Raw genomic sequence first — 24,065 nt, forward strand, 5'->3', positions numbered from 1 at the left:
CTGTCACTCCGCTTTCGTTCAAAAGGCCATGTCGATCGCGACGCCGATCGTGCGCGGCTGCAACGGCGAGATCGACAGGAAGCTCGGCTGGTTCAGCCCGTCCGCCATCGTCGAGCGCGCCATCTCGCCCTTGTTGTCGAACAGGTTACGCGCGTAGGCGCGCAGCGTCCAATGGCCGTCCCACGTCACCGACGCATTGAGGTCGACCGAGGTATACGGCTCGGCGCGCGCGGTCAGAGGATCGCTTTCGACCAGCGACAAGCGGCTGCTCGCGTGGCGGATGCCGGCGCCGAGGCTGCCCTTGGCGCTGCCGCCCAGCTCAAAGTCGTAGTCGGCGCGGAGCGCGCCGCTGAACTTCGGCACCGCTGGCAAACGGTCGCCCTTCGCTCCGCTGATTTCGGGAACATCCTCGCTCAGCGAGGCGTCGGTGTAGCTGCCGGTCGCGCTGATCGTCAGGCCCGGCGCCGGGCGAAAGACGATGCTGCCCTCGAAACCCTTGCTCGTCGCCTTGCCGCCGTTGGCCCCGCCATTGACCCCGCCGAACGAGCGGACGACCTGAATGTCGGTCCAGTCCATCCAGAAGGCGGCGACATCGACCGTCACCATCCGGTCGGCCAGATCGGCCTTCAGTCCGACCTCATAGTTGGTCATGCGGTCGGCGGATACCGTCGGGGGCACATTGGGAACGATGACGTTCGGGCCGCCCGGACGGTAGCCGGTGGCGACGCGGCCGTAGAGCATTGCGTCCTTGTTTATGTGAAATTGCGGGCTGACCGAAAAGGTCCAGACGCTCTCTGCAGAGCTTCCCGGATCGTCGGCCTGGGGCACGATCGCGCCCGAGCTAATCTGGCGGAACGTCTGCTTGTTGCGCGCCCAGCGTAGCCCGCCGGTCACGTCGAACTGCTCGGCGAGCTTCAGCGTCGCATTGCCGAAGATCGCATATTCCTTGTAGGTCGCGGGCAGCCCGACGATCGCCAGCGGATCGAGCCCGGCGATCGGATCGCCGTTCATGTCATAGGACCGCACAAGCTGCGCGTTGCTCGTCTTCTCGTCGGTGAAAAAGCCGCCGATCATCCATTCGAACCGCCCGCCGCTTGGCGAGGTCAGCCGGACTTCCTGCGTCCACTTCTTGAGCCCGAGGTCGAGGTAAAACGGCGTGATGCCCGGATCGACGGCGCCATCCGTAAGCAGCGGAAAGAGTACGCCGAAAGCATAGCTCGCATCCTGCACCTGACGGCTCTTCGTCTTGCTGTAGGTGGTCGCAGAGGTCAGCGTTGCCACGCCGAAATCATAATCGATCGTCGCCGAATAATAATCGAGCGAAATATCATAGGATTCGGGGACATAATTGTTGAACGAATGGCCGTTGCCGAGCCGGTTGCCCGCAAGGTCCGCGGCATAGAGGCCGTTGCCGTCCGAATTGAGCGACTGCCAAATGCCCGCCAGCTTGACGCTCAATTGCGGCGTTGGTTGCCAGAGCAACGCCGCGCGGCCGCCGCGCTGTTCGAAATCATTCTGATCGGTCAGCCCGGAATTATTGACGCTGTCGACCCAGCCCGGGCTCCTGCGCCAGGCGAAACTGCCGCTGATCGCCAGCGTGTCCTGCGCGATCGGGACGTTGACATAGGTTTGCGCGCCCCAGCCGAGACCGCCTGCATCCTTGATCGAAAAGCCCTCGAGCCCGGCGCGCACGCGGAATTCATGCGTGTCGGGTTGCACCGTGACATATTTGACAAGGCCGCCGATCGAGCTCGCACCATACAGAGTGCCCTGCGGACCCTTCAGCACTTCGACGCGATCGAGGTCATAGGGCATCAGGTCGATCGTGAAGGCCCCCGCGCGATTGTAGATCGCGCTCGATCCGACCGGCGCATCGTCGAGGTAGATGCCGACCGTCTGCGCGGCGCTCAGCGGTGCGACGCCGCGCAGCGTGATCGTCGTCTGCCCCGGCGTGCCGCCGTTGCTCACGTTCATGCCGGGAACATAGCCGGCATAATCGACGAGCGAGGCCGAACCCTGCTGCTGGATATCCTCACCGCCGACCACGCTGATCGAAATCGGCACGTCCTGCACGTTCTGCACGCGCTTCTGGGCGGTGACGACGATCTCGCCGCTATATTCCGCGCCGCCCGCTTCCTGCGCCTGCACCGGCATCGCCACCGCGAGCGCCGCGATGCTGCTTGCAATCCAAAGACCCTGTGTCATCGCCTTACCCCCACACTTGCGCGAGCAGGCGGCGGAAATTGCCCCCCAGCACCGCGCGGATGTTATCGTCCGAATAGCCGCGACGGATCAGTTCCTCGGTCAGGTCGAAGACCTTGAGCGGGTGGTCGAAACCGTCGATGTCGATCTTGTCGCGAAAGGCATAGCTGTCCTTGTAGCTTGCCTTCAGCGCCGCATATTCCTCCGGCGCCATGTCGTCATAGCCGTTGAGGTCGGCGTCGGACCCGATGCCGACATGCTCGATCCCGACCAGCTTGGCGACATGGTCGATATGATCGGCCATATGGCCGACATTGGTGGGGTCGCTCGCGCGGACGAACATCCGCACTCCGGTGATCCCCATAACCCCACCCTTGGCGGCGAGCGCCTTGATTGCCTCGTCGGTCTTGACCCGCGGATGGTCGACCAGCGCGCGCGCATTGCTGTGGGTGATCGCGATCGGCCCCTTGGCGAGCGCGATCGCGTCGAGCGTGGTGCGGTCGCCGCAATGAGACACGTCGATCAGCATCTTCGCCCGCTCCATCGCGTCGATGATCGCCGCGCCATAGTCGCTGACCCCGCCATCGATACGGTCGGTGCTGCCCGACCCGATGCGGTTCTGGCTGTTATAGGTGAGTTGCGCGCAGCGCAGGCCCAGCCGGCGAAAGACCGCGACATCCTCGACGCCGTCGAACTGGTCGGCATTCTGAAGGCCCATGATGACGGCGCATTTGCGCATCGCCTTTGCCCTGTCGAGGTCTTCCACCGTGTCGACGAGCGAAAAAACATGGCCGTTGCGCCCGACGAAGCCCTGCCACCCCGCCATATATTCCATCGCCTGCGCCCGCGCATCGGGGCCGCCCAGACCGAAGCTGTTGTGGAAGCCCGTGATCCCGCTCGCGCGAAACTCCCCCGCCTCGGCATCGGTCAGACGGTGCGCGATATAATCGGCTGCCATCGTGATCTTGAGCGGCGCGAGCATGTCGATCACCAGCGAGGCGGCGACCAGATCGACGGCGCGCGTCGAATAGCTGCGCGCCGGCGTCGCCGCGAAGGCATAGGCTCCGCGCCCGATCATCGGCGCAGCGATCGTCGCAGACAAGGCTGTCCCGACCGCGCCCGCCACAAAGGCGCGGCGCGTCGCCGGGAATGACGCGGTCATTCCACCCTCCACCTCAAGAAAATTTCATTTTCAAGACTATTGTCCTAATCAGAAAATTGTCAACCCATTTAGGACAGGAAAATTCATATCAGCCGCCACCCCACAGGCTCGGCGGACAATGGATCTTGCCGTCGCGATAGGTGACGCCGGGCTCGCGGTCGCGCGCGAGGAACGTCGGCCCGTCGAGGTCGACGATGTCGCAGAGCTGCCCCACGAGGTAGGATGGCGCCATCGACAGGCTGGTGCCCATCATATTGCCCACCATCACGTCGAGCCCCAACCGCCGCGCCTGCCGCGCGATCGCCAGCCCCTCGGTCAGCCCGCCGCACTTGTCGAGCTTGATATTGACGACATCGAAGCGCCCGACGAGCGAGGCGGTGTCGGCGAGCGACAGCGCGCTTTCGTCGGCAACGAAAGGCAAGGGCCGCTTGACCCCGTCGAGGTCGGCCTCGCGCCCGCGCCGCAGCGGCTGTTCGAGCTGCGCGATGCGATGCGCGACGAGCAGCGGCAACAGATCGCCCAGCGTAGCGCGGTCATAACCTTGATTGGCATCGACGCCGATCCACGCATGCGGCCGCGCCGCGCGGATCGCGGCGATGCGCGCCGCGTCAAGGTCGACCTCGCCCGTCAGCTTTACCTTCACCGGCGCGTGCGGGTCGATCGCCAGCGCGGCGGCGGCCATCGCTTCGGGGCTGTCGGCGCCGAGCGTCAGCGTCGAGCGCAGCGCGCGCGGCGGGTCGAGCCCGGCCAATTCCCAGACGGGCTTGCCCGCACGCCGGGCCTCGAGATCCCAGAAGGCGCAGTCGATCGCGTTGCGCGCGCCGCCGGGGGGCAGCAGATGCTGCAGATCCTCGCGCGTCGCGCCCCCTTCGATCGCGGGCCGCACCCGCGTCGCTTCGGCGAGCATATGGTCGATATCGTCGCCGAGGTAATAAACCCCCGCCCCCTCGCCGCGGCCCTCATGGCGGCCGTCGGACAGGGTGGCGACGAGCAGCGCAGTCTCGGTGAACACATGGCCCGCGATGCGGAACGGCTGGTGATAGGGAAAACGCTCGACCCGAAGGTCGAGCGTCAGTCCGGTCATGACATCGGCCGTCATCAGTAGACCATGCCGAAGCCATAGAGGTGGAAGTGCAGCGTCAGCCAGACGAGCACCAGCGCCGACAGCAGCAACAGCACCGCCCCCAGCTTCATCGTCCAGCGGCGCTTGTCCTTGATGCACAGCCACAGGTGCCACGCGCTCGTCGCCAACAGGCCAAGGCTGGCGATCGGCGTCAGCACGCGCAGCAGGATGATCAGCCAGTCGAGCGGGCCGCCGACGCTCCCGATATCGCCCGAGAAGGTGACGATGAACATCGCCCATCCGGCGACCGCCGCGATGACGAGCCACGCGAACAGCCGCGACAGCCGCCACGCGCGCCGCGCCTGGCCTTCGAGCGCAAAGGTCGCGCCATAGCTGCGGCGGACCAGCGCGCGCACCGGCCACGCGAGCGCCGCAAGCAGCACGAGCAGCAGCGCTGCGATCAGCGCCGGGTTCAGCCAGGCGACATTTTCGCCCGCCGGGGCCGGCCAGAAGACCATGAAGGGCGACGCGGCATCCAGGCTGATGCGCACGACGCGTCCGTCCTTGACCTCGGCAGCGAGCCGTTCGCCGGTGCCGGTGTCGCGCCACACAAAGGGCTCGACTTCGACCCAGTCGCGCGGTCCGGCGCTCAGCCCGTCGAGCGCGGGCATCGCGATCTTGCCGTCGGTTCCGACCACGATCTGCGCCTGGCCGAGCAGGCCGAACAGGCTCATGAAATTGGTGAAGGACCCGCGGCTCGACACATAATGGCCGGCCAGCATCGCGGCATGGTCGCGCGCAGTCTTTTCATCGACCTGTCCGGGCTTGGGCGTGCCGGGCAGATAGCGGTCGGCGAACTGGTGGAACAGCGCGCTGCGGATCGCGCCCGCTGCGCCTTCCTTGCCGGGGCTGTTCATCGACACGAACAAGCCGATGTCCGAATCGGGGAACAGCCACAGATAGCTGTGGAACCATTCGGTATCGCCGCCGTGCGCGATCGCGCGATGCCCGTTGACCCATTGTTCGTAGAAGCCGAGCGCCATGCTGTTGAGCGGGCCGACGCCGGGCGCCTTGTAATCGTGCATCAGCTTCGCCGTCTCGGGCTTCAGCAGCACGCCGCCGTTGTTCAGATGCGCCATCATGAACTTGCCCATGTCGCCGCCCGACGCCGACAGGCTGCCCGCGGGGGCCGGCACGACGATTTCGAAGGGCTTGGCCTTGTCGGTCATCACGCGGTAGCCGCTCGACATGAAGGGCGCGAGCGCGGCCGGCAGCGGCTGGCGGAAGCTCGCATATTTCATGCCCAGCGGCGCAAAAATGTGCCGATCGATATAATCATCGAAGGATTCGCCGCTGGTGCGCTGAACGATGTATCCGGCCAGCGCGGTCGCATAGTTGGAATAGGCGGGCGTGCTTCCCGGCGCAAAAACCCGCGCGGGCAGCGCTTCGCGCGCATAATCCTTCAGCGGCATCACCGCCTTGGGATCGCTGCTGATCAGATAGCGGATCGATTCTTCAAAGCCCGCGGTGTGCGTCATGATATTGCGCAGCGTCACCGGCTTGCCCTCGAAGGGCGGAATCTTGAAATCGAGATAGGTGTTCACATCCTTATCGAGGTCGAGCTTACCGGCTTCGACAAGCTGCATCACCGCGGTCCAGGTAAACAGCTTCGACACCGAACCGGGGCGAAACAGCGTCGTCGCGGGATCGACGGGCTTGCGCGACGCGACATCGGCAAAGCCATAGCCCTTCTGCAGCACCGTGCCGCCGCCGCGCACCACGACGACGACCGCACCGGCAACCTCGCCGCGCGCGAGCGCATAGGGCATGAAACCGTCGAGCCACGCCTCGACATCGGCGGCGTCGAGCTTGGCCGCGCCCGCGGGCGGCGGCGGCACGGCCGGCGTCTGCTCCGCCGGCTTGGCGGCAATCTGCTGCACCGGCCCCTGCGCGGCCAGCGGGACGGCCGCCAGCACTCCCAATCCTATCATAAGCTTGCGAAGGAAACGCATCGCTTTATCCCCCTTATCCGGCGCGCCGCGCGACATGCTTGCAGCGAGCCGCGAGACGCCTTACCAAGGGTCAGCAATAAGTGACCCAATGCGGACATAATGATCCTGATTGGAAAATTGTCAAATGAGGAATGGACCGACCCGATGACATCCCGATCGAATCCCCCGACGCTCGGCGAGGTCATGCGGGGAATTCGCACCCGAAATGGCTGGACGCTCAAGGAAATGAGCGCGCGCTCGGGCATCCCGGTATCGACGCTGTCGAAGGTCGAACATGACCGGCTGACGCTCAGCTACGACAAGCTGCAACAGCTCAGCCAGCGGCTCAACATCCGCATGTCCGACCTGTTCGCCGAAGATGCGGGGGACAGCGCGCCGCGCGTCACCGGCCGGCGCAGCGTCGGCACCATCGACACCGCGGTTCGCGTCACCACCGACAATTACGACTATCATTATCTCTGCACCGACCTGCGGCAAAAGCGCATGATCCCTATCATCACGCGCATCCGCGCGCGCAGTGCGAGCGAATTCGGCGAGCTCGTCCACCACCAGGGCGAGGAGTTCATCTATGTCATCGAAGGACGGATCGAAGTGCACAGCGAATTTTACGATCCCGTGGTCCTCGACGCGGGTCAGGGCATCTATATCGATTCGTCCATGGGTCACGCTTATGTCGTCGCCGACGGCTGCGACGAGGCGCTGGTCCTCGGCGTCTGCTCGAGCGCCGACGAAGGGTTGATGGATTCGCTGATGAGCCTCCATGCATAGCCGCTCGCCCTTCGTCGCGGCGCTGCTCGCCAGCTCGCTGCTCCTTTCGGCCTCGGCCGGCGCGCGCGGCGCGGCCCCTGCCTATGACGTCGTCATCCGCGGCGGGACGCTCTACGACGGCTCGGGCGCCGCCCCCGTCGTTGGCGATATCGCGCTGAAGGGCGACCGCATCGTCGCGGTCGGCACGGTCGCGGGCCGCGGCCGGACCGAGATCGACGCAAAGGGCATGGCTGTCGCGCCCGGCTTCATCAACATGCTGAGCTGGGCAACCGAATCGCTGATCGCCGACCCGCGCAGCCTCAGCGACATCCGCCAGGGCGTGACGCTCGAAGTGATGGGCGAAGGCTGGTCGATGGGCCCGTTCAACGCGACGATGAAGGCGCAGGAGACCGAGCGTCAGGGCGATATCAAATATGACATCAGCTGGACGACGCTGGGCGATTATTTCGCCTATCTCGAAAAGCGCGGCATTGCGCCCAATGTCGCGAGCTTCGTCGGTGCGGCGACAGTGCGCGTGCACGAACTGGGCGAAGGCGATGTCGATCCCACCCCCGAACAGCTCGCGCGGATGCGCGCGCTCGTCCGTCAGGCGATGGACGAAGGCGCGCTGGGGGTCGGCAGTTCGCTGATCTATGCCCCCGGCTCCTATGCCGAGACCGACGAACTCGTCGCGCTGACCAGCGAGGCGGCGCGCTGCGGCGGCATGTATATCAGTCACATGCGCTCGGAAGGCGACCGGCTTGAGGAAGCGGTCGACGAACTGATCGCCATCGCGCGCCGGTCGGGCGCGCCGGCCGAAATCTATCACCTCAAGATGGCCGGCCGCGCGAACTGGGACAAATTCGCGCCCGTCGTAGCGAAGATCGAGGCGGCGCGCGCCGCGGGAACGCGGATCACCGCCGACATGTACACCTATACCGCGGGCGCCACCGGGCTCGACGCCGCCATGCCGACCTGGGTTCAGGCGGGCGGACTGGAAGCGTGGATCGAGCGGCTGAAGGATCCGGCGATCCGCGCCCGCGTCGCGGCCGAAATGAAAAGGCCGGGCAGCGACTGGGAGAATCTCTACATCGGCGCGGGTGCCGACAAGATGATCCTGACCGGCTTCAAGAATGACGCGCTCAAGCCGCTCACCGGCAAGACGCTGGCCGAAGTGGCGGCGATGCGCGGAAAATCGCCCGAGGAAACCGCGATGGACCTTGTCGTCGAGGATGGCTCGCGCGTCGGGACCGTCTATTTCCTGATGTCGGAAGAAAATGTCCGGCGCCAAATCCAGCTTCCCTGGATGAGCTTCGGCTCGGACGCCGCATCGCAGGCGGCCGAGGGCGTGTTCCTGAAATCGGGCGCCCACCCACGCACCTACGGCAATTTCGCGCGCCTGCTCGGCCGCTATGTTCGCGACGAAAAGCTGATCCCGCTCGAAGAGGCGGTGCGGCGGCTGACCTCGCTCCCCGCGGGCAACCTCAACCTTCAGGATCGCGGCGCGCTGCGCCCCGGCTATTTCGGCGATGTCGTGATCTTCGATCCGGCGACCGTCGGCGACCGCGCGACCTTCGAAAAGCCGCACCAATATGCGACCGGCGTGCGCGATGTGTTCGTCAACGGTACAGCGGTGCTGCGCGGCGGCGACCCGACCGGCGCGACCCCGGGCAAGGCAGTACGCGGATCGGGCTGGAAGCGCTGCTCCTGATCGCGCGCGCATTGATTGGCGGTGATTGACCGGCGGCGGCCGAAACCGCCGCCGGCCCCGTTCAATTCAGTCTTTTCAGTTGGATTCGCTCTGATCGGCGCCGTCGGCGGGCGCTTCGGGCGGCGGGGCGGCCGCGCGCGCCTTGCGCATCGCTTCCATTTCGGCCTTGTCGACGAAGCCGTCGCCATTGGTGTCGAGCCGCTTCATCAGCGCATCGACCCGCTCGGGCGTCGCCATCGATGGCTCGCCCATGCGCTCGGCGCGCATTTGCATCATCTTCGCGATCTCGTCCTTGTCGAGCTTGCCGTCGCCATTGGCGTCCATCATCGCGAACATGCGTTCGCCATTATGCGCCGGCGGCTGCGCGTGCGCGGCCGGTATTGCAAGCATCAGCGGCGCGGCAATCGTCAGAAATTTTCTCACATGTCGTCCTTCACTATGGGCGGCAAAGCGCCGGGCACCCCGCGGCTCAATGACCCATGGTTTGTCGCAAAACTATGCCAGTTGCGCCGTGGTGCCGCAGTCGCGGGCCAAAGCGCCGCCGCGCCCGCTCGTCAGGGCGTCAGCACGACCTTCCCCACCACCTCGCGCCGTTCGAGCATGGCAAACCCCGCGCGCCAATCGGCAAGATCGAGCACGGCGTGGACATGGGGGCGGATCGCCCCGCTCTCCGCCATTGCGTCGATTGCGGCGATATTCTCGGCCCCGCGCTCGGGAAAGCGGCGGCCATATTCGCCCGCGCGCACCCCAACGACCGAAAAGCCCTTGATCAGCGGGATATTGACCGAAATCTCGGGAATCCGCCCCGATGCAAAGCCGACGACAAGCAAGCGGCCGCCGAAGGCGATGCAGCGCGTCGATTCGTCGAACACATCGCCGCCGACCGGGTCGAAGATGACATCGGCGCCCCTCCCCTCCGTCAACGCCTTAACCGTCGTGCGAAAACCGGGCGCCGCCTCGATCACCGCGTCGGGTGCGTAAAGCGCGGCAATGGCGTCGCGCTTCGCGGGGCTGCTTGCCGCAGCAATCACCCGCGCGCCCAGCCGGCGCGCCAGATCGACCGTCGCCAGGCCGACGCCGCCCGCCGCGCCGTGGACCAGCACCCAGTCGCCGGGCGCGACCCGCGCGCAGCGGACGAGCGCGACATAGGCCGTCAGATAGGCGACCGGACAGGCCGCCGCCGCCGCCCAGTCGAGCGCGGCGGGCTTGCGCCGCAGCGTCGCCGCCGGAACGATGCAATATTCGGCCATCGCGCCAAAACGATTGCCGCCGATCACCGCATCGCCGGGCGCCCAGCCTTCGACGCCCGCGCCCACCGCATCGACCTCACCCGAAAACTCCAGCCCCGGCACGAAGGGCAGCTCGGGTTTGAGCTGGTAGGCGCCGCGCGTCATCAGCAGGTCGGGAAAATTCACTGCTGCTGCCCGCACCCGCACCCGCACCTCGCCCGGCCCGGGTTCGGGTCGCGGCAGGTCGGCGATCGCGCAACCCGCGTGATCGGGCGCCAATTGGCTCACTTGCAGCGCGCGCATGAAAATCCTTTCCTACAATATTCCAATATGGTTCGTTTCAATATCTCAGTGAACCAAAGAAGCGAATCATGTCACTTGCCCACCTGCCCCGCCTTGCGATTGACGCATTGATCGATGCCCTCATCGACCGCGAAGGCGGATATGTAAACCACCCCGCCGATTGCGGCGGCCCGACGCGCCGGGGGATCACCGATGCCGTAGCGCGGGCGCAGGGCTATACGGGGCCGATGCGCGATCTGCCCCGCGCCGAGGCGGCCACCATCTGTCGCCGCATCTGTTGGCTGCGCCCCGCCTTCGATCGCATCGCCGCGCGCGCCGCGCATTGCGGCCGAACCGTTAGATACCGGCGTCACATGGGTACTGCGATCGCCACTGGCGTTCTCCAGCGCGCACGCAACGCGCTCAACCGCACGGCGCGCGACTATCCCGATATCATGGTCGACCGCGCCATCGGCCCGCGCACGCTGTCAGCGCTCGACGGTTTTCCGAAAGCGCGCGGCAAGGGCGGCGAAACCGTGCTGCTGCGCGCGATGCAGGCGCTGCAGGGCGAACGCTACATCGCGCTCGCCGAACGCCGCCCGAGCCAGGAGGCATTTCTCTACGGCTGGCTCGCGAACCGCATCGGCGGCGGCTGATGAGTATCATCATACCGGGACGTACCGTGAACTTTGACAACTTCCAGCAAAAGGATCTGCAAATATGAGCATCATCGAAGGCCTGATCGGCCCCGTCGCCAAGCTGATCGACAAGATCATCCCCGACCCCGAAGCGCGCGACCGCGCCAAGCTCGAACTGCTGAAGCTCGAGGGCAGCCAGGAAATGGAGGCGATCAAGACGCGGATGACCGCGATCGTCGCCGAAGCGAACAGCACCGACCCCTGGACCAGCCGCGCGCGGCCCAGCTTCCTCTACGTCATGTATACGCTGCTTCTGTGGGCGATCCCGATGGGCCTGATCGCCGCGACGCGCCCCGACATGGCAAAGGGCATCGCAGAGGGCATGAACGCCTATCTCGCCGGCATCCCCGAACCGCTCTACGCGCTCTTCGGCACCGGCTACCTCGGCTACACCGCCGCCCGCGCATGGGGGAAAGCGAAAGGGGGGGAGGACTGAACCTTTCCAAGCCCTGCTCTCAATTGTGTGTCCCCGCGAAGGCGGGGACCCATCTCCGGCACTGCCGGATGATGGATCCCCGCCTTCGCGGGGATACAGGTCGCTATTAACTGGCCGCTCTTTCTCCCACCACCGCCGCCAGCTTCGCCAGCGACGACGTCAGCCCCGCCTCATGATCCTTCGCCGAAATCCCCGGCGGCACATGATGCGCATCGACCGTGACCAGCGTCCCGCCGCCCTTGCGCGACAGATACCAGTGCATCGCCATCGTGCCCGAAAAGCGGGGATCATCCGACACGAATTCGACCTCCCACACGATCAGCCGCCCGTCATCGAGCACCGGGATGTGCACCGCGACCAGATCGCTGTCATCGTCGCTCTTGGTCTCGACATCGGGGTCGTCGAAGGTCAGGCGCAGGCGGAACCCGCCGCCCTCGCGCAGATCGCTATGCTCGAATGCGCCCGTCGCGCCCTCGGGCGGAAGCCAGCGCGCCAGTTTTTCGGCGCTGGTAAAGGCCGCGAACACATCGACCAGCGGCGCGGCGATCAGCCTCTCGGCATGATCGGTGCGCCGCGTCTTCTTTGTCGGTTTCACGTCCTACCGTTTCAGGCGAGCGCGGCCTTGACCGCCGCGACGGCGTCGTCCGCCGCGCCGCCGTTCGGGCCGCCGCCCTGCGCCATGTCGGGACGGCCGCCGCCGCCCTGCCCGCCGAGCGCCGCAACCGCGACCTTGACCAGATCGACGGCGCTATGGCTGCCCGTCTTGTTGTCGGTCACGCCAACCGCGACCGACGCGCGGCCATCATTGACCGCGACGAGCATCGCGACGCCGCTGCCGACCTGCTTCTTGAGGCCATCGACCGTGCCGCGAAGTTCCTTGGGATCGAGCCCCTCGACGACCTGCGCCAGAAAGGCGACATCGCCGACCTGTTCGATCGCCGGACCCGCAGCCGCTCCGCCGCCCGCACCGCCGCCACCAAGCGCCAGCGCCTTCTTCGCGTCGGCCAGCTCGCGTTCGGCTTTCTTCAGCGCCTCGGCCATCGCGGCAACGCGCGCCGGCACCTCGTCGGGCGAGGTCTTGAGCGCCGCCGCCGCCGACTTCAGCGCCTCGTCGCGGCCCAGCAGCCACTGGCGCGCCGCCTCGCCGGTCAGCGCCTCGATACGCCGGACGCCCGACGAAACCGCGCTTTCGCTGATGATCTTGAACAAGGCGATGTCGCCCAGCGCCCGCACGTGCGTACCGCCGCACAGTTCGACCGAATAGCTATGCTCGTCGCCCTTGCCCATGCTGAGCACGCGCACCTCGTCGCCATATTTCTCGCCGAAGAGCGCCATCGCCCCCGCTGCGATCGCGTCCTCGGGGGTCATGAGCCGCGTCGAGACGGGTTCGTTCGCCCGGATCTGCGCGTTCACATCGGCTTCGATCTGGGCGATTTCCTCCGGCGTCAGCGCCTTGGGGTGCGAAAAGTCGAACCGGAAACGATCCTCGGCAACCAGGCTGCCCTTCTGCGTGACATGCGCACCCAGACGGTTGCGCAGCGCGGCGTGGACAAGGTGCGTCGCGCTGTGGTTGGCGCGGATGCGATCGCGGCGCGCGGCATCGACCGACAGATGCACAGTGTCGCCGACCTTCAGCTTGCCCGCCTCCAGCTTCGCCTGATGCGTGTGCAGCCGGCCGAGCGGCTTGCCGGTATCCTCGACATTGGCCTTGGCGCCTTCCAGCGTTGTGATCGTTCCCGCGTCGCCCATCTGGCCGCCGCTTTCGCCATAAAAGGGCGTCTGATTGGTCAGCACGACCACCGTGTCGCCGGCTTCGGCGGTCTCGACCGGCTGGCCGTCCTTGACGATCGCGATCACCTCGCCCTCGCCCTCTGTCGAGGTGTAGCCGGTGAACTCGCTGCTGCCATTGGCTTCGGCAAGGTCGAACCAGATTTCATCCGACGCCCTTTCGCCGCTGCCCTTCCATGCCGCGCGCGCCGCTGCCTTCTGCTGCGCCATCGCCGCATCGAAGCCCGCGCGATCGACCGCGATACCCTGCGCCCGCAGCGCATCTTCGGTCAGGTCATAGGGAAAGCCGAAGGTGTCATAGAGCTTGAAGGCGACATCGCCGGGCAGCGTCGCGCCCTTGCCCATGCCCACGGTTGCCTCGTCGAGCAGCCGCAACCCCTTGTCGAGCGTCTGGCGGAACTTGACCTCCTCGCGCTCCAGCGTCTCGGCGATCAGCGCCTGCGCGCGGATCAGCTCGGGATAGGCGGCGCCCATCTCGGTCGTCAGCGCCGGGAGCAGTCGGTACATCAGCGGATCCTTGGCGCCGAGCAGGTGCGCGTGCCGCATCGCGCGGCGCATGATCCGGCGCAGCACATAACCGCGCCCTTCGTTCGACGGCAGCACGCCGTCGGCGATCAGGAAGCTCGATGCGCGCAGATGGTCGGCGATGACACGGTGACTCGCCTGGCTTCCGCCCTCGGCGGCAACGCCGGTCAGGTCGACCGACGCTGCGATCAGCGCCTTGAACGTGTCGATGTCGTAATTGTCGTGGACGCCCTGCATCACCGCCGCAATGCGTTCCAGACCCATGCCGGTATCGATGCTCGGGCGCGGCAGGTCGACCCGCTGCCCATCCGGCATCTGCTCATATTGCATGAACACCAGATTCCAGATTTCGATGAAGCGGTCGCCATCCTCTTCGGGCGATCCCGGCGGGCCGCCCCAGATATGGTCGCCATGGTCGTAGAAGATTTCGCTGCACGGCCCGCACGGACCGGTGTCGCCCATCGACCAGAAATTGTCGCTCGTCGGGATACGGATGATCCGCTCTTCGGGAAGACCCGCAATCTTGCGCCACAGGTCGAACGCCTCGTCGTCGGTGTGATAGACGGTCGCGGTCAGCTTGTCGGCGGGCAGGCCCCAGGTCTTGTGAACCAGCGTCCAGGCATGGTCGATCGCCTGTTCCTTGAAATAGTCGCCGAAGGAGAAATTCCCCAGCATTTCAAAGAATGTATGATGCCGCGCCGTATAGCCGACATTGTCGAGATCGTTGTGCTTGCCGCCGGCGCGAACGCATTTCTGCGACGACGCGGCCGTGCTGTACGGACGCTTCTCCAGCCCGGTGAAGACATTCTTGAACGGCACCATGCCCGCGTTGACGAACATCAGCGTCGGGTCATTGAACGGCACCAGCGGTGCCGACGGTTCGATATGGTGGCCGGCCCCGGCAAAATAGTCGAGGAACGAGCGGCGGATGTCGTTGGTCGATGTCATGCGCGCGATCTAGTGCCGGATCGTCCGTTACTCAAGCACAGACGCGCAGCATCAGCGCTGGCAGAGCCGGTCGAGCTGCTGCCCGGTCAACCCCTGCTGGTTCACCAGCGCCTGCGAGATGAACTGCACATCATATTGGGCGATGCGATATTCGCCTTCGCGAACGCGCTGCACCAATATCCCGCCGCACGTTCCGGCAATCCCCGGATGATCGTCGAGCACCGAAAACAGGACATAGGCGCCGGGATATGCGGCGCCATCCGGATTGTTGCTCCACGCGACGAATTGCGGCGTCATCGATCCGTCGCCGGTCTGGAACTGCGTGGCGCCGGCATGCAGGTTTGCCCAGTCCTTCGGCGTGATTTCCGCCAGTGGGTCCATCATCGCGATCCCGGCCTGATCGCCGCGATCGAGCCGGTCGAGGAAGCGCGTCACAAAGCTGGTCGCCGCCGCCGTATCGGCGTCGCTCGCCTTCCAGTCCGGCGGAACGGGCTTGTAGGGATCGGTCGCGGGATCGTAGCAGAAGAATTTCTGCCGCAGGTTTTCGATCATCATGACATTGCGGGTCGTATCGACGCGGCTGTCGAAATTATACCGGCCGAAACGCACCTTCATCTTGCCGCAGCGCTGCGCCGCAATCCGCTGGACCTCTTCCATCGTCGTCGTCAGCCGCGCCGCCTCGATATCGGCGACATCGGCGCTGAAACCACCCGCGGCAAGCTTCTCGACGCGAATTGCGGGCTCGCCCGCCCCCGCAAGCAACAGCGCCAATAGCAGACCTGCCATAACCCCGAACTCCCCCCGCCTTCCGTCGATCGGATGACCGCGGGCCGATATTGCGGACAACGGGCGCGCGCCGCAAGTCCGATGTGGGCTGGCTCAGCGCCACTGCGCTCAAAAGGCGGTCGCGATGCCCTTGCCCAGATAGCAGGGAAGCTGATGCAGCACGTCGGCCTTGGGTACCCCGTCCTCGAGCAGGTCAGGCGGCACTTCCGACGTATCGACGCGCACGACGGTGAAGGCGGCACCGGGCGCGCTGCGATGGACGACGACATAGCCGCAATCCATCGTGCCATCCTTGCGATCGCCGCGAAAATCGAACGCGGCATAAAGGCCGGGCGGCTGTCCCGCCGGGTCGGCATACCAGGTCAGGCGCAGGATGCGCAGCGTGCCATCGGCCCACAGCGCGGCCCGCTTGCGCAGGTTCATCTCCCATTCCAGCCGCGGGTTCGACGCCTGAAACGACAGGCGCAGCATCGCATAGGCCGCCTCATAGTCGCGCTTCGCCAACGCCATCGTGAACCCGGTGAAGCGGTCGATCGCGCCCTCCTCGTCGGCTGGGGCGGGCTCGAAGCTCTTGCCCGCGGGTACCACGACGTCGCGCTCGACCTCGGGCCCCAGAACGGGCGGCGCGGCCGCCAGCGGGGTCGCCGCTGTGAATAGTGCGGTCAGGAGCAGCACGCCAAACCGGCGATCAAAAGACAAAATAATCGCCCCCGCGTTCGCGCGCGCGCTGCCAGGCGGGGCGCGCGTGGCACGCCGCGACGAAGGCGGCGAGGCGCGGATAGCGATCGGCACCGTTCATCGCCGCAACCTCGGCCGGGAAGCTCAGCATGATGTCGGCAGCCGACAGGCGACCGCCGATGAAATGCCCGGCGTCGCCGATCTCGCTTTCGAGATAGGCGAAATGCGCGCCGAGCTGTTCGTCGATCCGCGGTCGCAGCGGCGCCGCAGTATCGCCGAGGCGGGCAACATAGAGATTGAGGAGAATAGGAGTCATGGCCGAACCTTCGGCAAAGTGCAGCAGCTCGAGGTGCCGGACATGATTGTCGGTGCCGCGCGGCGGGATCAGGGCGTCACCGCCATGGCGCTCGCACAAATATTCGACGATCGCGCCCGATTCCTGGACCACCCGCCCGTCGTCCTCGAGCAGCGGCGATTTGCCGAGCGGATGGACGGCTTTCAGCTCGGGCGGCGCGAGGTTGGTAACGGCGTCGCGCTGATAGTGGCGAATTTCGTATGGAGCGCCGATTTCCTCGAGCAGCCACAATATGCGCTGCGACCGGCTGTTGTTCAGATGGTGGACGATCAGGCTCATCGCATTCTCCTCTTATCCTCGCCAATATCCGTTGCGATCGATTAACGCCGCCAGCTCGCGCACCAGCTTGGCGCCGACAATAGCGGTCACGCCGCCGATGTCGCGGCCCGGATGATGTTCGACGATGTCCGCGCCGACGATCGGCGCGCACTGCCGGTGCAGCACCGCGAGCAGTTCGCGCACTGTCAGCCCGCCGGGCTCGGGATGCGCGACGCCGGGCGCCGCCGACGGATCGAGCCCGTCGAGGTCGATCGAGATATAGAGCGGGCCGCTCAGCACCGGCACCGCTTCGGGAACCAAGCCCGCCATCGGGACGATCTCGACGCCGAAGCGATCGGCTTGCGTGGCGCAATGGCGATTCAACGTGCGGATACCGACCTGGACCAACCGCGCGGCATGGCCCGCTTCGCATATCCGGGCAAAGGGCGACGCATGGCTGCGCGGATTGCCGCCGAAGTCGTCGTACAAGTCGGGATGCGCGTCGATGTGCAGGATGTTGAGCGGACCGAAACAAGCGGCGGCGGCTTCGACGAGCGGAAATGTCACCGCATGATCGCCGCCGAGCGCGAGCGGAATTTCGCCATCCTCGTGCAGCATCGCGACATGGCGCCGGATCGCGGCATCGTCGTGTGCGACATGCTCGGTCAGCGGCAGGTCGCCATCGTCAGTGAAGGCGATATCCGTGCCGATTTCGGGACCGAGTTCGCTTGCCATATTGCCGCGATCGCTGCGCAGCGCCGCACGGATCGCCGCAGACCCGCCCGCCGCGCCGCGTTCGAAACTACTGTTGACGTCGGTCGGCAAACCGAAAAGGCGGATCGCGGGCATCGAGCCTGTGTAGTCCTTGCCCCTGAACACGCAAGCCGGGATGCGGTACATGCCCCGCCAGCATGGTCAGCGGCGGCATGGTCAACGGCGGCCGGGCCGACCTGCCAAGAGAGGGGTCGGGCAGATCCAAGGAGGCGTGCCGGAGAGGCACGGACCCGCCGCCGTTCGCCGGCGAGCCGTATTGCGACGGCTCGCCGGATCCGGATTAGATATCGTCGTCGTCCGCGTCGGGGCCGGTCATCATCTCTTCGGCCACCGCATCGGTGCGGCTGCGGATCGCCTTTTCGAGCCGTTCCATCAGTTCGGGATTTTCGGTCAGGAAATTCTTCGCATTTTCGCGGCCCTGACCGATGCGGATCGAATCATAGCTGAACCAGGCGCCCGATTTTTCGACGAGACCGGCTTTGACCCCGAGGTCGAGAATTTCGCCGATCTTCGAAATGCCCTGCCCGTACATGATGTCGAATTCGACCTGCTTGAACGGGGGCGCGACCTTGTTCTTGACGACTTTGACACGCGTGGTGTTGCCGACGATTTCGTCGCGGTCCTTGATCTGGCCGGTGCGGCGGATATCGAGGCGGACCGAGGCGTAGAATTTGAGCGCATTGCCGCCCGTCGTCGTCTCGGGATTGCCGTACATCACGCCGATCTTCATGCGCAGCTGGTTGATGAAGATCACCATGCAGCGCGAGCGGCTGATCGAGCCGGTGAGTTTGCGCAAGCTCTGCGACATCAGGCGCGCCTGAAGGCCGACATGGCTGTCGCCCATCTCGCCTTCGATTTCGGCGCGCGGGACGAGTGCGGCGACCGAGTCGACGACGAGCACGTCGATCGCATTCGAGCGCACCAGCGTATCGACAATTTCAAGCGCCTGTTCGCCCGTATCGGGCTGCGACACGATCAGCTCGTCAATGTTTACGCCCAGCTTCTTCGCATAGACGGGATCGAGCGCATGTTCGGCATCGACGAAAGCCGCGGTTCCGCCGGTCTTCTGCGCTTCGGCGATGCAATGCAGCGCGAGGGTGGTCTTGCCCGAGCTTTCGGGACCGTAGATTTCGATGACGCGGCCACGCGGCAGACCGCCGACGCCGAGCGCGATGTCGAGCCCGAGCGATCCGGTCGAGACCGCCTCGACCTGCATCGCTTCCTTCGATCCGAGCTTCATCACCGAGCCCTTGCCGAACGCGCGATCGATCTGCGCGAGTGCGGCGTCGAGCGCCTTCTGCCTGTCTGTGCTGTTCACTGATTTCCCCGATTCGACGAGTGATAATTGTCCGGCCATGACCGTTCCTTTCCAGCTCTAGAGCGAAGGCAGAACCACCGCAACGCCAGAGCTGTGTACGCTATTTGTTCTATAGGAACAAGTGGAGAACAAATATTTTTGCGCTATCGGCGAGGCGCGCGCTATTTCCCGAAAAAACCATTCAGAACGGCCTCGATTTCGGCGATACGGAACGGCTTCGTCACCAGCTTGCGGTTCGCATGCGGCGCGGGAATCACGTCGCCGCCGCCCGACGTGAAGGCAAAGGGAATCCCCCGCTCCGCCAGCGCATCGGCGACAGGCCATCCCTTTTCGTCGCCCAGGTTGATATCGACGAGTGCGCCCGCCACCGGCTGCGACGCGACTACCGCGAGCGCTTCCTCGTTGGTCGTCGCCTGCGCCGGTTCGGGATAGCCGAGCGCGTCGAACATATCGACGAGCATCATGCCGATCAGGACATCGTCTTCGACAAGCAGGATCAACCTGTCTTCAGCCATGACCCACCCTATGCGCCGCATCGTCGAGCGCCATCGATACTGCTTCTGCAAGCTGCGCAACCGAGAAGGGCTTGGGCAGGAAGGCGACATCATCGATGTTGATCGACTGGCGCAACTGCTCCTCGGCATAGCCCGACATGAACAGCACCGGCAGGTTCGCCCGCTTGGCGCGCATCGCGCGGATCATCGTCGGCCCGTCCATCGTCGGCATCACAACGTCGCTGATCACCAGGTCAATCTTGTCCATCGCGGCGAAGCGTTCAAGCCCCTCTTCGCCCTGCGAAGCGGTAGCGACCGTATAACCCGCGCGGGTCAGCGCCCGTTCGGCGACGGCCCGCACCATATCCTCGTCCTCGACGAGAAGGATGGTACCCGTGCCCCACTGGCTTTTCTTCGCCTTCGCAGCCGGCGGCGGCGTTGCCGGCACGCCGCTTTCGGCTCGGTGGACCGGCAGGTAAATGGTGAAGCTGGTCCCCGCGCCCGGTTTGCTGTCGGCAAAGATAAAGCCCGCCGATTGTTTGATGATGCCATAGACCGTCGACAGTCCCAGTCCTGTCCCCTTGCCGACATCTTTGGTCGTGAAAAAGGGTTCGAAAATTTTAGGCAGCACTTCGGCCGGAATGCCGGTCCCCGTATCGCTGACCTTCAGCGCGCTGTAATCGGCGGGCGGCATGAATTCATTGCCCATCTGGCGCACTTCAGCGGCGGAAACGGGATAGGTTTCGATCGTCAACGTCCCGCCGCCGGACATCGCGTCGCGCGCATTGACCGCAAGGTTGATGATGACCTGCTCTAGCTGCCCGGGGTCGGCGCGCACCGCACCCAGCCCGCGGCCATGATGCACCGACAATTGCACCGTATCGCCGATCAGCCGCTTGAGCAGATGGGACACTTCCGAAATCACGTCGGGAAGCTGCAATATCTGCGGCCGCAACGTCTGCTGGCGCGAAAAGGCGAGCAACTGCCGCGTCAGGCTCGCCGCGCGGTTGGCGTTGCTGCGGATTTGCTGAATATCGTCATAGTCGCTGTCGCCCGGCGTGTGCCGCATCAGCATCAGATCGCAGCTTCCGAGCACCGCGGTCAGGATATTGTTGAAATCATGCGCGACGCCGCCCGCAAGCTGGCCGACCGCCTGCATCTTCGATGCCTGCGCCACCTGCCGCTTGAGGCGCGACTCTTCGCTCGAATCCTTGAGGCTAAGCAGAACCGCCGCCTCGCCCAGCCCGCGCACGCCGACGACGCGCATCGACACCGGTTCGTCGCCTTGTCCGGCCAGCCGGATCGACAGATCGCCGCCGACCTGCTGCCCGCTGCTGTGACGGCGGATCATGTCGGCGAGTGGTCCCTTGTCCTCGCCGACCACAAGATCGCCGGGGTAGCGCGGCCTCTTGCCATCGGCGACGCCCGCGGCGCGCATGAAAGCGCGGTTCATGTACAGAAAGCGCCCGTCGCGATCGACGAGCGCAAGCCCGAAGGGCAGCAGTGACAGCAGCGTTTCGATATAGCTTTGCGCCGTGCCGCGATCGGCGGGTCCGATCTCCTCGTCGAGCATGGCGAGCAGCATCGGCCCGTGCGTATCGGCCGGCGTCAGCGGGATTTGCAGCATCCGCACCGGCGTTGCCCGATCGCCCTCACGCGCAAAATAGAGCGCACCGGCATCATCGAGCCGCAACATACCGGCGACATCGCGCCCCGCATAATGCAGCGCATCCTCTTCGCCGAGCGCGCGCAAAAGAAACGCCTGATTGGCAACGCGCAACCGGCCCTCGGCACTGACCAGCGCCGCCATCACCCCCGCCTGAGCCAACGTGCGCCCTGCGGGTCCGTCGAGGTGGCGGACGATCTCTCCTGCCAGATCGAGCCGTTCATGGGCCGAAAAGCGCCAGATGAGATAGTCTTCGGCCTGCCCCGATCGCAGCACTTGTGCACGAAGTTGCAAGGGCCCGACTGCGATTTCATCGACCCCGCCCTCACCTTCGCGCCACGCGGTCCGGCCCGCATTTTTGAGCAGCTCGGCGCCGCGCCCTTCGAGCGGCAGGCCCGGCGGCGTGACGAAGCCGCCCATCCATGTCGCGAACAGGTCGTTCGCACAGACGAGGCGTCCGGCCCGGTCGGTGATCGCAATCGCAATATCGTCATGATTGACCGCGGCGCGCAGCATCGACCAATCGGTCGGCGCCGCCTCGCCCACCGCGGCCGCCGGAAACAGACGCCGCGCGAGGATCATGCCGCCCGCCGCGAGCGCGAGTCCGGCAAGGAAACCGGCGGCAAGCACCGCGTCGCCGGTGGCCCAGAACAACAGCCCGACCGACACCAGCGCGAGGCCGCCGAGCAGCGCAAGGTCGATCCGGGAAAGCCCTTGAATTGCGGAAAGCGGACCGGCAGCGCCCACCCCCCTGCTGAAATCGGTATCAGCGGAAGGCAGGCTCTGCGCGGTCAATTCACACTTTCCCAGTCAGCGCATCACCAGATGCGAACACGATCCTTCGGATCCAGATAGAGCGTCTGGCCCGGCTTAACCTGATAGGCCTTATACCAAGGGTCAAGATTGCGCGAGACCCAAGTCCGCTGGATCGAGGGCGAATGCGGATCGGTCGAAATGCGCTGCGACAGATTCTGTTCGCGATAGTTGCGCCGCCATACCTGCGCCCAGCCGAGGAAAAAGCGCTGGTCGCCGGTCAGCCCGTCGATCACCGGCGCCTCCTTGCCGCCCAGCGACGCCTTGTAAGCGTCATAGGCGATGTTGAGGCCGGCGAGATCGCCGATATTCTCACCCAGCGTGAAGGTGCCGTCGAGATGCTCGCCCGGCAGCACTTCATAGGCGTCATATTGCGCGACGAGCGCCTTGCTCGCCGCTTCGAACGCCTTCACATCCTCGGGCGTCCACCAGTCGGCGAGTTTGCCGGTTTCGTCATATTTCGAACCCTGGTCGTCGAAATGGTGGCTGATCTCATGGCCGATCACCGCGCCGATGCCGCCATAGTTGATTGCCGGGTCGGCCTTCGGATCGAAGAAGGGCGGCTGCAGGATTGCGGCCGGGAAGACGATCTCGTTCATGCCGAAATTGGCGTAGGCATTGACCGTCATCGGGGTCATGCCCCATTCCCAGCGCCGGATCGGACCGCCGAGACGGCTGATATTGTCGTCATGCTGCCACTGGTTGGCGCGCAGCGCGTTACCAAACAGGTCGTCGGCCCGGATCTCCAGCGATCCATAATCCTTCCAGCGATCGGGATAGCCGATCTTGGTCGTGAAATTGGCCAGCTTCTTCTTCGCCTTCACCTTAGTTTCGGGCTGCATCCACGCAAGATTGTCGATGCGGTGGCCGAGCGCCGCGATGACATTCTTGACCAGCTTGTCCATTTCCGCCTTGGTTTCTGGCGGGAAATATTTCGCGACATAATCCTTGCCGACCGCTTCACCCAGATTGCCGGTCGTGAAATCGACCGCGCGCTTCCAGCGCTCCTGCATCTGCGGCGTTCCCGACAGCGCGGTGCCATAGAAGGAGAAGGCTTCCTTCGCGACCGCATCGGGCAGCACGTCCGAAAAGCCGTCGAGGCTGCGGACGAGCAGCGCGTCGCGCAGCACGCCGATCGGCGCGTCGGCAATCAGCTTCGCCTCGCCGGTGAAGGCGCTCGGCTGCGACACGAGCAGCGCGCCTTCCTTGACGCCGATGCCGCGAACAAAGGTCGTCCAGTCGAAGCCCGGCGCCGCCTTTTCCAGTTCGGCAAGCGTCATCTTGTTATAGACCTTGGTCGCGTCGCTGCTGTCATTCTTGTCCCAATGGACCGTCGCGATCTGCTTTTCGAAGGCATAGACTGCCTGCGCCCGCGCCGCGGCGTCCTGTTCGCCTGCCAGCGTCAGGACATTTTCCAGATGCTTGAGGTAAGCCGCCTGCAGCTTGGCGTTGCGCTCATTGTCCTTCAGGTAGAAGTCGCGATCGGGCATGCCGAGGCCGCCCTGGAACATCGTGTAGATGTAGACGTCGGGATTCTTGTCGTCCTGCCCGACATAACCGCCGAAGAAGTGCGATACGCCGTTGCGGTCGGCTTCGGCGAGCAACGCGGCAAGGCCCGGTTTGTCGACGGTGCGGATCTTCGCGAGCCACGGCTGGATCGGGGCAAGCCCCTTCGCCTCGACCGACGCCGAATCGAGATAGGAGGCATAGGCGCGTCCGATCATGCTGCCCGGATCGCCCTTCGCCGCTTCGAGAATCTCCTGCGTGCGCTTTTGCGACAGATCGGCAAGCGCGGTGAACATGCCATAGTTGGACTTGTCCGCCGGGATCGCGGTGTTCTTGCCCCAGGTGCCATTGGCATAGGCGTAGAAGTCGTTGCCGGGCAGCACGCTCTTGTCCATGCCGGTCGTGTCGAAGCCGAAATCGCCGATTTCGGGCTTGTCGGCCTTGGCCGAGGCGGCGGTCTGCTCCTTGGCCGAAACCGAAACCGCCGGCGCCATGCCGAACAGCATCGCGCCCAGCGCGGCGGTCGCCATCAGGCGCGAAGAATGCGTCATACGTGTCATGATTATCCCCAGGTTGACGGGCAGGACATGATTCTCCGCACCGTGAATGGCGCG

The 24,065-nt window shown here is 65.2% G+C and carries 19 protein-coding genes and 1 pseudogene; 4 read left to right on the top strand and 16 right to left on the bottom strand.

Going from position 1 to position 24,065, the window contains the following annotated elements; genetic code table 11:
• Positions 1-18: 18 nt before the first annotated feature.
• The 4 genes from P1IM2_RS09930 to P1IM2_RS09945 all read right to left on the bottom strand — a co-directional run bounded on the left by P1IM2_RS09930 (position 19) and on the right by P1IM2_RS09945 (position 6,403).
• Positions 19-2,205 (bottom strand): TonB-dependent receptor, encoded by a 2,187-nt coding sequence (locus P1IM2_RS09930; protein WP_186402343.1) that lies wholly within the window; start codon positions 2,203-2,205, stop codon positions 19-21.
• A gap of 4 nt (positions 2,206-2,209) precedes the next feature.
• Complete coding sequence (locus tag P1IM2_RS09935; protein WP_186402344.1) at positions 2,210-3,364, bottom strand: dipeptidase; 1,155 nt, start codon at positions 3,362-3,364, stop codon at positions 2,210-2,212.
• Positions 3,365-3,452: 88 nt separating this feature from the next.
• Positions 3,453-4,463: a dipeptide epimerase gene (locus P1IM2_RS09940; protein WP_222103021.1), complete on the bottom strand. Its 1,011-nt coding sequence runs from the start codon at positions 4,461-4,463 to the stop codon at positions 3,453-3,455.
• A complete protein-coding gene (locus P1IM2_RS09945) occupies positions 4,463-6,403 on the bottom strand; it encodes a serine hydrolase (RefSeq protein ID WP_234179866.1) in 1,941 nt (646 codons plus the stop codon). The genes P1IM2_RS09940 and P1IM2_RS09945 overlap by 1 nt, the downstream gene beginning before the upstream one ends.
• Positions 6,404-6,583: 180 nt before the next feature.
• Between P1IM2_RS09945 and P1IM2_RS09950 the strand changes: the two genes are divergently transcribed.
• Complete coding sequence (locus tag P1IM2_RS09950) at positions 6,584-7,207, top strand: helix-turn-helix domain-containing protein (RefSeq protein ID WP_062765817.1); 624 nt, start codon at positions 6,584-6,586, stop codon at positions 7,205-7,207.
• Complete coding sequence (locus P1IM2_RS09955; protein ID WP_186402345.1) at positions 7,200-8,897, top strand: N-acyl-D-amino-acid deacylase family protein; 1,698 nt, start codon at positions 7,200-7,202, stop codon at positions 8,895-8,897. The genes P1IM2_RS09950 and P1IM2_RS09955 overlap by 8 nt, the downstream gene beginning before the upstream one ends.
• Positions 8,898-8,972: 75 nt before the next feature.
• Here the strand turns inward: P1IM2_RS09955 and P1IM2_RS09960 are convergent, their stop codons facing one another.
• Positions 8,973-9,320 carry an EF-hand domain-containing protein gene (locus P1IM2_RS09960; protein ID WP_133058461.1) on the bottom strand — a complete coding sequence of 116 codons (348 nt, stop codon included), beginning with the start codon at positions 9,318-9,320 and terminating at the stop codon, positions 8,973-8,975.
• Positions 9,321-9,451: 131 nt separating this feature from the next.
• Complete coding sequence (locus tag P1IM2_RS09965) at positions 9,452-10,429, bottom strand: NADPH:quinone oxidoreductase family protein (RefSeq protein ID WP_186402346.1); 978 nt, start codon at positions 10,427-10,429, stop codon at positions 9,452-9,454.
• A gap of 68 nt (positions 10,430-10,497) precedes the next feature.
• On the opposite strand from P1IM2_RS09965, the pseudogene P1IM2_RS09970 reads away from it, so the two are divergent.
• Positions 10,498-11,064: pseudogene (locus P1IM2_RS09970) on the top strand (glycoside hydrolase family 108 protein).
• A 64-nt stretch (positions 11,065-11,128) separates the two neighbouring features.
• Positions 11,129-11,542, top strand: coding sequence for a holin family protein (locus P1IM2_RS09975; RefSeq protein WP_186402348.1), 414 nt, complete (start codon positions 11,129-11,131; stop codon positions 11,540-11,542).
• A gap of 106 nt (positions 11,543-11,648) precedes the next feature.
• Here P1IM2_RS09975 and P1IM2_RS09980 read toward each other — a convergent pair whose 3' ends face one another.
• From P1IM2_RS09980 to P1IM2_RS10025, 10 genes are all read right to left on the bottom strand, one after another.
• Positions 11,649-12,137: an SRPBCC family protein gene (locus P1IM2_RS09980; RefSeq protein WP_186402349.1), complete on the bottom strand. Its 489-nt coding sequence runs from the start codon at positions 12,135-12,137 to the stop codon at positions 11,649-11,651.
• Between the two features lie 11 nt (positions 12,138-12,148).
• A complete protein-coding gene (alaS, locus tag P1IM2_RS09985) occupies positions 12,149-14,803 on the bottom strand; it encodes an alanine--tRNA ligase (protein ID WP_186402350.1) in 2,655 nt (884 codons plus the stop codon).
• Between the two features lie 51 nt (positions 14,804-14,854).
• Complete coding sequence (locus tag P1IM2_RS09990) at positions 14,855-15,589, bottom strand: hypothetical protein (RefSeq protein WP_186402351.1); 735 nt, start codon at positions 15,587-15,589, stop codon at positions 14,855-14,857.
• Between the two features lie 108 nt (positions 15,590-15,697).
• The gene (locus P1IM2_RS09995) at positions 15,698-16,264 is read right to left on the bottom strand and encodes a hypothetical protein (protein ID WP_234179862.1); all 567 of its coding nucleotides are present in this window, start codon (positions 16,262-16,264) and stop codon (positions 15,698-15,700) included.
• Positions 16,265-16,277: 13 nt separating this feature from the next.
• Positions 16,278-16,901, bottom strand: a complete 624-nt coding sequence (locus tag P1IM2_RS10000; RefSeq protein ID WP_186402353.1) for a glutathione S-transferase family protein — start codon at positions 16,899-16,901, stop codon at positions 16,278-16,280.
• Between the two features lie 12 nt (positions 16,902-16,913).
• Positions 16,914-17,729 (bottom strand): agmatinase family protein, encoded by an 816-nt coding sequence (locus tag P1IM2_RS10005; protein WP_186402354.1) that lies wholly within the window; start codon positions 17,727-17,729, stop codon positions 16,914-16,916.
• A 205-nt stretch (positions 17,730-17,934) separates the two neighbouring features.
• On the bottom strand, positions 17,935-19,011 hold the full coding sequence (gene recA / locus P1IM2_RS10010; protein ID WP_003050311.1) for a recombinase RecA: 1,077 nt from the start codon (positions 19,009-19,011) through the stop codon (positions 17,935-17,937).
• Between the two features lie 122 nt (positions 19,012-19,133).
• On the bottom strand, positions 19,134-19,487 hold the full coding sequence (locus P1IM2_RS10015; protein ID WP_186402355.1) for a response regulator: 354 nt from the start codon (positions 19,485-19,487) through the stop codon (positions 19,134-19,136).
• Positions 19,480-21,879, bottom strand: coding sequence for a response regulator (locus tag P1IM2_RS10020; RefSeq protein WP_186402543.1), 2,400 nt, complete (start codon positions 21,877-21,879; stop codon positions 19,480-19,482). The genes P1IM2_RS10015 and P1IM2_RS10020 overlap by 8 nt, the downstream gene beginning before the upstream one ends.
• Before the next feature lie 71 nt (positions 21,880-21,950).
• On the bottom strand, positions 21,951-24,011 hold the full coding sequence (locus tag P1IM2_RS10025) for a M13 family metallopeptidase (protein WP_260833971.1): 2,061 nt from the start codon (positions 24,009-24,011) through the stop codon (positions 21,951-21,953).
• Positions 24,012-24,065 lie beyond the last annotated feature (54 nt).

Source organism: Sphingopyxis sp. P1IMeth2 (assembly GCF_900185685.1).
Classification (GTDB): domain Bacteria; phylum Pseudomonadota; class Alphaproteobacteria; order Sphingomonadales; family Sphingomonadaceae; genus Sphingopyxis; species Sphingopyxis terrae_A.

What these genes read in the sequence shown, in the direction of transcription:
- P1IM2_RS09955 (WP_186402345.1), top strand. Translation starts at nt 7,200, where the DNA reads ATGCATAGCCGCTCGCCCTTCGTCGCGGCGCTGCTCGCCAGCTCGCTG.
- P1IM2_RS10000 (WP_186402353.1), bottom strand. Translation starts at nt 16,901, where the DNA reads ATGAGCCTGATCGTCCACCATCTGAACAACAGCCGGTCGCAGCGCATA.
- P1IM2_RS10005 (WP_186402354.1), bottom strand. Translation starts at nt 17,729, where the DNA reads ATGCCCGCGATCCGCCTTTTCGGTTTGCCGACCGACGTCAACAGTAGT.
- recA (WP_003050311.1), bottom strand. Translation starts at nt 19,011, where the DNA reads ATGGCCGGACAATTATCACTCGTCGAATCGGGGAAATCAGTGAACAGC.
- P1IM2_RS09965 (WP_186402346.1), bottom strand. Translation starts at nt 10,429, where the DNA reads ATGCGCGCGCTGCAAGTGAGCCAATTGGCGCCCGATCACGCGGGTTGC.
- P1IM2_RS09975 (WP_186402348.1), top strand. Translation starts at nt 11,129, where the DNA reads ATGAGCATCATCGAAGGCCTGATCGGCCCCGTCGCCAAGCTGATCGAC.
- alaS (WP_186402350.1), bottom strand. Translation starts at nt 14,803, where the DNA reads ATGACATCGACCAACGACATCCGCCGCTCGTTCCTCGACTATTTTGCC.
- P1IM2_RS09990 (WP_186402351.1), bottom strand. Translation starts at nt 15,589, where the DNA reads ATGGCAGGTCTGCTATTGGCGCTGTTGCTTGCGGGGGCGGGCGAGCCC.
- P1IM2_RS10025 (WP_260833971.1), bottom strand. Translation starts at nt 24,011, where the DNA reads ATGACACGTATGACGCATTCTTCGCGCCTGATGGCGACCGCCGCGCTG.
- P1IM2_RS09935 (WP_186402344.1), bottom strand. Translation starts at nt 3,364, where the DNA reads ATGACCGCGTCATTCCCGGCGACGCGCCGCGCCTTTGTGGCGGGCGCG.
- P1IM2_RS09930 (WP_186402343.1), bottom strand. Translation starts at nt 2,205, where the DNA reads ATGACACAGGGTCTTTGGATTGCAAGCAGCATCGCGGCGCTCGCGGTG.
- P1IM2_RS09950 (WP_062765817.1), top strand. Translation starts at nt 6,584, where the DNA reads ATGACATCCCGATCGAATCCCCCGACGCTCGGCGAGGTCATGCGGGGA.
- P1IM2_RS09940 (WP_222103021.1), bottom strand. Translation starts at nt 4,463, where the DNA reads ATGACGGCCGATGTCATGACCGGACTGACGCTCGACCTTCGGGTCGAG.
- P1IM2_RS10015 (WP_186402355.1), bottom strand. Translation starts at nt 19,487, where the DNA reads ATGGCTGAAGACAGGTTGATCCTGCTTGTCGAAGACGATGTCCTGATC.